Source organism: Methylocapsa sp. S129, assembly GCF_009765995.1.
In the GTDB taxonomy this organism is placed as follows: Bacteria; Pseudomonadota; Alphaproteobacteria; order Rhizobiales; family Beijerinckiaceae; genus Roseiarcus.
The window spans coordinates 22,186-29,016 of the sequence record NZ_LMUI01000010.1 but is presented as its reverse complement, the minus strand read 5'-3'; the positions used below and the strand labels follow the sequence as shown (position 1 = coordinate 29,016).

Below are 6,831 nucleotides of genomic sequence, written 5' to 3'. Positions count from 1 at the left end.
GTGGGGACCACAGGCCAATCCGGAGAACTGGATCTCCAGCGCCATTGGCATGGGGCCATACCAACAGCTAACGCGATAAGAGCCTGCATTTTCTTTCTGAAAATCAAAATTCGTGCTATATTGGCCCCTTCGAAACGGCCGGCATACAAAGCGGCCGCTGAGACATATCCTGGGCGAAGAGCGCAATTTTTTTTTCGGATTTTCGCTTGCAACTCATTGATTTTGCTTGTTGTGACCTGAAAAAAATTTGCAGGAGATTTTTTTGGATCATAGGATATCAAGGACTTAGCGAGGCGGCCATTTTGCGGTTCCGCGCATTCGCATGCCGAAGGCGCGCTTTTCCAAATATTCCGCTTGCGTCTCTTCGGGATCAGTCGCCGCCGCTCACTCCCCGTAGGGCGCCCAGATGTTCTTGACCTGCGTCGCACGGCGCAGGAACGCGCGGCCCTGACTTTCGCCGGACAGCCAGTCGCGTGCATGGGCGTCGGTCCAGGTCGCCTTCAGATTGCTGATGGAGGCCGCCTCGACCATTTTGGCGCCGTCCGGCGTCCCGCAATACCAGAGGGCGTCGACGCCCTCGTGCTCGGCGAGCGTCTTGGCCAGCGCGTCCCGCTCGCCCGTCACGATATTGACGACGCCCGCCGGGACGTCGCTGGTGTCGAGCACTTGATAGAGATCGGTCGCGGCGAGCGGATGGGCGGGCGAGGGCGTCACGATCACGCGATTGCCCATCGCGATGGCCGGCATGACCAGCGAGATAAAAGCCAGCAGCGGCGCCGCGTCGGGGCAGGCGATCCCCATGATGCCCCAGGGCTCGTTCATCGCCAGCGTGATGTGGCGCGAACGCGTGGAATGGACCGCGCCGTCGTACTTGTCGGCAAAGCCGGCGTAGAAGAAAGTCCGGCGGATCGCCGCGTCGACTTCGCCCTTGGCTTCCTTCGCCGAGACGCCGGTCATTCCGGCTAGGCGCGCCGCGAATTCCGCGGCGCGGGCGTTGAGGTTTTCGGCGAAGTAAAACAGCACCTGCGCCCGGTTGTGCCCGGTCGCCGCGCCCCATGAGGCGGCCTTGCCGGCGGCCTCTACCGCGTTGCGAATGTCTTTGCGATTGCCAAGGCCCGCCTGTCCGACCGCTTCGCCATGAGGGTCGACGACGGAATAGGAATAGCCGGAATCGGGCCGCGCCTGCTTGCCGCCGATATAGAGCTTGGCGGTGCGGTCGATGCCGACCGCGCCATCGCCCACCGCCGCGCTCTGGCCGGGAAGCGCCGACAAGGGCGCCGGGCGTTTCTCCTGGCGTTCGGCTTTACCCGCCGACTTTTTTGGGGCGAGATATTCGCTCAGGCCTTCGCGGCCGCCTTCGCGGCCAAAGCCGCTTTCGCGATAGCCGCCAAAGCCGGCGGCGGCGTCGAAAAGGTTGGTCGAATTGATCCAGATGACGCCCGCCTTGATCTGCGCGGCGATTTCGAGCGAGCGGTTGATATTTTCCGACCAGACCGAAGCGGCAAGGCCGTAGCGGATATTGTTGGCGAGCGCGACGGCTTCGTCGGGCGTGCGGAACGTCATCGCGACGAGCACGGGGCCGAAAATCTCGACTTCGGCCAGAGTGGAGGCCGGCTCGACATCGGTTATTAGCGTCGGCGGATAGAAACAGCCCTGGCTCGGCAGGGCGGTCTTGGGCTGCCAGACCGTCGCGCCGTCGCGCGCGCCTTCATCGACCAGCTTCGTGATGCGCTGCAACTGGATGGGCGCGACAATGGCGCCGATGTCGGTCGACTTATCGAGGGGATCGCCGACCCGCAAATGCGCCATGCGGGCGCGCAATTTGCCGTAGAGGCGTTCGGCGACGCCCTCCTGCACGAGCAGGCGGGAGCCGGCGCAGCAGACCTGGCCCTGGTTGAACCAGATGGCGTCGACGACGCCCTCGACCGCGCTATCGAGATCGGCGTCCTCGAAGACCACGAAGGGGGACTTGCCGCCGAGCTCCAGCGACAGTTTCTTGCCCGTGCCGGCCGTCGCCTTGCGGATGAGGCGGCCGACTTCGGTCGAGCCGGTGAAGGCGATCTTGTCGATCCCGGGATGGGAGACCAAAGCCTCGCCCGGCGCGCCGTCGCCCGTCACGATATTGACGACGCCAGGCGGCAGGCCGGCGTCGCGGCAGATTTCGGCGAAGGCGAGCGCGGTCAAGGGCGTGAATTCGGCAGGCTTCAACACCACCGTATTGCCGGCCGCCAGCGCGGGAGCGATTTTCCACGCCAGCATCAGCAGCGGGAAGTTCCACGGGATGATCTGGCCGCAGACGCCGACGGGGCCGTAGCCGGGAAATTCCGTTTCGATCAATTCGGCCCAGCCGGCGTGATGATAAAAATGGCGCGCGACGAGCGGCACGTCGAGATCGCGGGATTCGCGGATCGGCTTGCCATTATCCATGCTCTCCAGCACGGCGAGGAAGCGGTCGCGCTTCTGGATATGGCGGGCGAGCGCATAGAGATGGCGCGCACGGATGTGGCCTGGCGTCGTCGACCAGGAAGCGAAGGCCTTGCGCGCGGCCGAGACCGCGGCGTCGATATCCGCCGCGCTTCCTTGCGTCGCCTTGGCGAGGAGCTTGCCGGTGGCGGGATTGGTCACTTCAAACAGGGCGCCGGGCTTGGTGAATTCGCCGTCGATGTAATGGCCGAAGCCCTGCGCATGCGCCTGGAGCCACGCCACGACGTGATCGTTGCTCTCCGGCGAGGGGCCATATTCCATCGTGCGCAAGATATCCCTGATCTTTCCCATGGCTTGTCCTTACGCCATCGCGTGGCGGTAGCTGGCCGAATAACGGCCAGTCGCATAATGATCGAGCTGGCGCTCGATATCGTTGAGCAAGGAGCTGGCGCCGATCCGGAAAAGGTCCGGCTGAAGCCAGCGGTCGCCAAGCTCTTCTTTCATCAGGAACAGCCAGTTCAGCGCGTCCTTGGCGGTGCGCAGGCCGCCGGCCGGCTTGAAGCCGATCTCGTGGCCGGTCAGCGCGCCGTAGTCGCGCAACGCCCGCAGCATGACGAGGCTGACCGGCATGGTGGCGTTGACGTCTTCCTTGCCGGTGGACGTCTTGATGAAATCGGCGCCGGCCTGCATCGCAACCATGCTGGCCGCGTAGACATTGCGCAGCGTCTTGAGGTCGCCGGTGCCGAGAATGGCTTTCAGATGCGCCGGCCCGCAGGCTTCGCGCATCGCCTTGACCTCGTCGTAAAGCGCCGCCCAGTCGCGGTTCAACACATGGGCGCGGGTGATGACGATGTCGATTTCTCCCGCCCCTTCGCCGACCGCATAGGCGATTTCGGCGAGCCTTTGCTTGAGTGGCGTCAGTCCGGAGGGAAAGCCGGTCGCCACCGAGGCGACGGGAATGCCTGAGCCTTCCAGCGCCTTGACGGCCGGCGGCACCATGGTCGGATAGACGCATACCGCGCCGACGGTTGGGGGATCGTCGGCGAGATCGAGCGCGTCGAGGAGTTCGTCGCTTAGGGGTCGGCGGGCCTTGGCGCAGAGCCGGCGCACGCGGCCCGGCGTGTCGTCGCCCGCCAGCGTCGTCAGGTCGATGCAGGTCAGCGCCTTCACCAGCCAGGCCGCCTGATATTCTTTCTTGACCGAGCGTCGCGCCGTGAGCGTCGCCGTGCGCCGCTCGACGGCGCTCAAATTCACGCCGACGCCCTCAAACCACGAGGGATCGAGGGGCGCGCCGGGGTTTCGCTCGATATTGTGGCCGGCAAGAGCAGTCTTGCTGCGATCGTCCATGGATGGGGTCCTCACGCTACACGATCGGCGGCCGCATGCGCCGCGCAGAAGACTTCGAACTCGGCCTCGGTCGCATAGGCCTTTTGCGTGCCGCGCCTGGTGATGGAATCGGCGGCGTAGCGCACGGCTTTGTTCAAAGCGGCGTCGAGCCCGGCGCCCGCCACATAATAGCGGGCGAAGCTGCCAACGAAGGCGTCGCCGGCGCCGGTGGTGTCGACCGGGGTGACGCGCACCGGCGCGATGCGCTTGACCGCGTCGGCGGTCAGCAGCATGGCGCCGCGCGATCCCATAGTCACAATGACGGTCTCGACGCCGCGCGCCGTCAGGCTGCGCGCCGCGGTCTCGATCTCGGCCTCGCTGCCGACCGGCAGGTTCGAGAGGATCGCGAGTTCCGTTTCATTCGGCACAAGGAAAGTGGCGTGACGTATCCGTTCGGGATCGAGGTTGGCGACCGCCGGGGCCGGATTGAGCAGAGTCTTGACGCCGTGGCGCTTGCCGAAGTCGATCGCGGCGTAAACAGTCTCGACTGGAATTTCGAGTTGCAACAGGATCAGGTCGCAGCTCTTCAAATCCTCCGCCGCGCGCTCGATATCGGCGGGAGAGAGATCGTTGTTCGCGCCTTTGACGATCAGGATCGAATTTTCGCCCGAAGGCTCGACCATGATCGGCGCGACGCCGCTGGAGCGGCCCGTCGCGCGCGTCACATATTTCGTGTCGACGCCGAATCCGGCGAGATTCTTGATCGTATTGTCGGCGAACATGTCGTCGCCGACTTTGGTGACCATCAGGACGGATGCGCCAAGCTTGGCGGCGGCGACCGCCTGGTTGGCGCCTTTGCCGCCATGGCCCATCTCGAAACTTGGCGCCTCGACGGTCTCTCCTTTGACCGGCATGCGCGTCACATAGGTCACGAGATCGACCATATTGCTGCCGATGACCGCGATGCGGCCCTTGTTCGCGCTCATGGGCGTGCGCCTTCAATGCTTTGGGCGGCCGCGGCGGCCCGTGTGGAATCGACGTATCCGATATGCGTCGTGAAAACGGCTTTCGCGCCGCCCTCGAGGCTGCGGACATTGCCCTTGCGCTTCTCGGCGAGATAGCCCTCGGGCTCGCAAGTCGCCGGCATCGCGAAGGCGGCGACGCGCTGGTCGCTATTGGCGAGGATCCAGCGAATCGTATGCGGCATGACCGCAGGGTCCCAGGCGATCGTGAATCCGTCGCCCTCGCGCCGCGCCATCATGAAATGCACCAGCCCGTCCGCGCCGCGGCGCAGGCCCTTGATGTAGAAGACCTGTTCGGGATCGTAGCGATGCGGTTCATCAAGAACCTGCATGCGAGCCGGATCCTTGGCGAGTTCGCCGAGCAGCGCGCGATAATCGTCATTGGGCGTGACATGGCCAGGGATAGCGGTGCGAGTCACAACATGCTCGGGCGTGAAGGGAACCGGTTGGACGATGCGGCCGCCTTCGGCGAAGGCAAAATTGACGTGACAGAGATACATGAGGTCCATCGGCGCGGCCGATAGATTCTCAACCTCCATGACGACATCGAAATCCGTGACGTCCGGGCGCAACAGCACGCGCGGCGCGGCTAGATAGCGCGCCCCAAAGCCCATCGCATATTCGCGCTCCCCGGTGACGGCGATCCATGGACCCTGGTCATCCGTTCCGCAGGAAAGGCCTGCCTTATCCATTTCGGCGCAGGGCATCTCGCCGTGCAGGATGTGGGAATCCTGCGGCGAGGGCACGCCATTGCGCAACAAGCCCGCGTGATAGAGAAGGCAGCCATAGGTTTCGACGATGACTTTGGCGGGGCGGGGCGCGCGGAACATGCTTTGCATGGCGAGTTCGACCCCATCAAAAACGGCGCTCCAGACGATCTGGCCCATATACGGCAATATCAGGACATAGCCGCGCGCGTTCGACAGACGTATCGCTTCGATGCCGGTATCGTAGCGAAACAGGCTCGCGCTCATCCCGCCATAATTCAGGACAGCACGCTCTTTTTCACCGAAGAAAGCGCGCTGCAGATCGATAGAGGCTTGGGCATGGGCGCTCTGCATTCCGAGCTTCCCTCCACAGGATTTGTTATGATCGTAACATCAGTGTTTCGATCTTTACAATTCGGCGCCGCAAAGTCAAGATAGCCGATGGTTCGGGACAGCGGAGAAATGGTCAAGCGAAAGAAGGATCGATTGCGACGTCTGTCCGGCGCGCTCTATGGCCGGGGCGCGCTGCACCTGCACGAGGCGGCGGCGCTGCTTGACGTTTCGCCTATGACAGTGCGACGCGATATTGCAACAGCGCCTGAACATTTCACCTATCTGGGCGGCTACATCGTCGCCGCCGGTCCTGAGGGTTATAGGCTGGAGCGGGAGCGGGACAATCACGCCTCCGCCAAGGCGATTGTCTGTGCGCATGCCGCGCGGTTGATCCATGACGGCGATACGATTTTCGTCGATTGCGGAACGACGACGCCGCACCTCGTTCATCGCCTGCCGGCCGAAGTGAAAGTGACCGTGGTGTGCTATGCGCTGAATATCGCCGAGCCGCTCGCCGACAATCCGAACGTCCAACTCATTCTGCTTGGCGGTCTCTACAATGCCTCATCGGCCTCCTTTGCGGTCGACGACGGCTTGAGGACTCTCGCGCGCCTTGGCGTCAATAAGGCGTTCCTGTCGGCTGGCGGCGTCCATCCGACGCGAGGCGTCAGTTGCTCGAACTTTCATGAAGTCGCTGTCAAACAGGCGGCGATGAGCATCGCGCTTGAAAAACATCTTCTCGTCGACGCCAGTAAGTTCGGTCAGGTCAAATCGGCCTATTTCGCCAACGTCGATCAATTTGATTCGATCATCACGTCGCCGCCAACGCCGGACGTCATGGCGGAGTTGGCCGATCTTGGCGGGCGGCTGGTTATCGCGGGGGCCGAGCCATAGCATTGCGCCGTCGACATTGACGCGCGGCATTGTTATGCGACATAATAATCGCATCGAGATTTTCTGGAAAAACCTGCGATCGCTGCGGGTTCATTCTCATGATCATGCGCACGACAAGCGCCCAG

At 63.3% G+C, this 6,831-nt stretch carries 6 protein-coding genes; 1 reads left to right on the top strand and 5 read right to left on the bottom strand.

The window, feature by feature from the left end:
* The 5 genes from GSQ90_RS32075 to GSQ90_RS02500 all read right to left on the bottom strand — a co-directional run.
* A partial coding sequence (locus GSQ90_RS32075; protein ID WP_210254804.1) for a hypothetical protein occupies positions 1-281 on the bottom strand: 281 nt, incomplete at its 3' end.
* A 103-nt stretch (positions 282-384) separates the two neighbouring features.
* Positions 385-2,775 carry an aldehyde dehydrogenase family protein gene (locus tag GSQ90_RS02515; protein WP_158812991.1) on the bottom strand — a complete coding sequence of 797 codons (2,391 nt, stop codon included), beginning with the start codon at positions 2,773-2,775 and terminating at the stop codon, positions 385-387.
* 9 nt (positions 2,776-2,784) lie between these two features.
* Positions 2,785-3,771: a deoxyribose-phosphate aldolase gene (gene deoC, locus GSQ90_RS02510; RefSeq protein WP_158812989.1), complete on the bottom strand. Its 987-nt coding sequence runs from the start codon at positions 3,769-3,771 to the stop codon at positions 2,785-2,787.
* An 11-nt stretch (positions 3,772-3,782) separates the two neighbouring features.
* A complete protein-coding gene (gene rbsK / locus GSQ90_RS02505; RefSeq protein ID WP_158812988.1) occupies positions 3,783-4,736 on the bottom strand; it encodes a ribokinase in 954 nt (317 codons plus the stop codon).
* Positions 4,733-5,833: an aldose 1-epimerase family protein gene (locus tag GSQ90_RS02500; protein ID WP_158812986.1), complete on the bottom strand. Its 1,101-nt coding sequence runs from the start codon at positions 5,831-5,833 to the stop codon at positions 4,733-4,735. Before GSQ90_RS02500 ends, rbsK begins: the two co-directional genes overlap by 4 nt.
* 108 nt (positions 5,834-5,941) lie before the next feature.
* On the opposite strand from GSQ90_RS02500, the gene GSQ90_RS02495 reads away from it, so the two are divergent.
* A complete protein-coding gene (locus GSQ90_RS02495) occupies positions 5,942-6,706 on the top strand; it encodes a DeoR/GlpR family DNA-binding transcription regulator (protein ID WP_158812984.1) in 765 nt (254 codons plus the stop codon).
* Positions 6,707-6,831 lie beyond the last annotated feature (125 nt).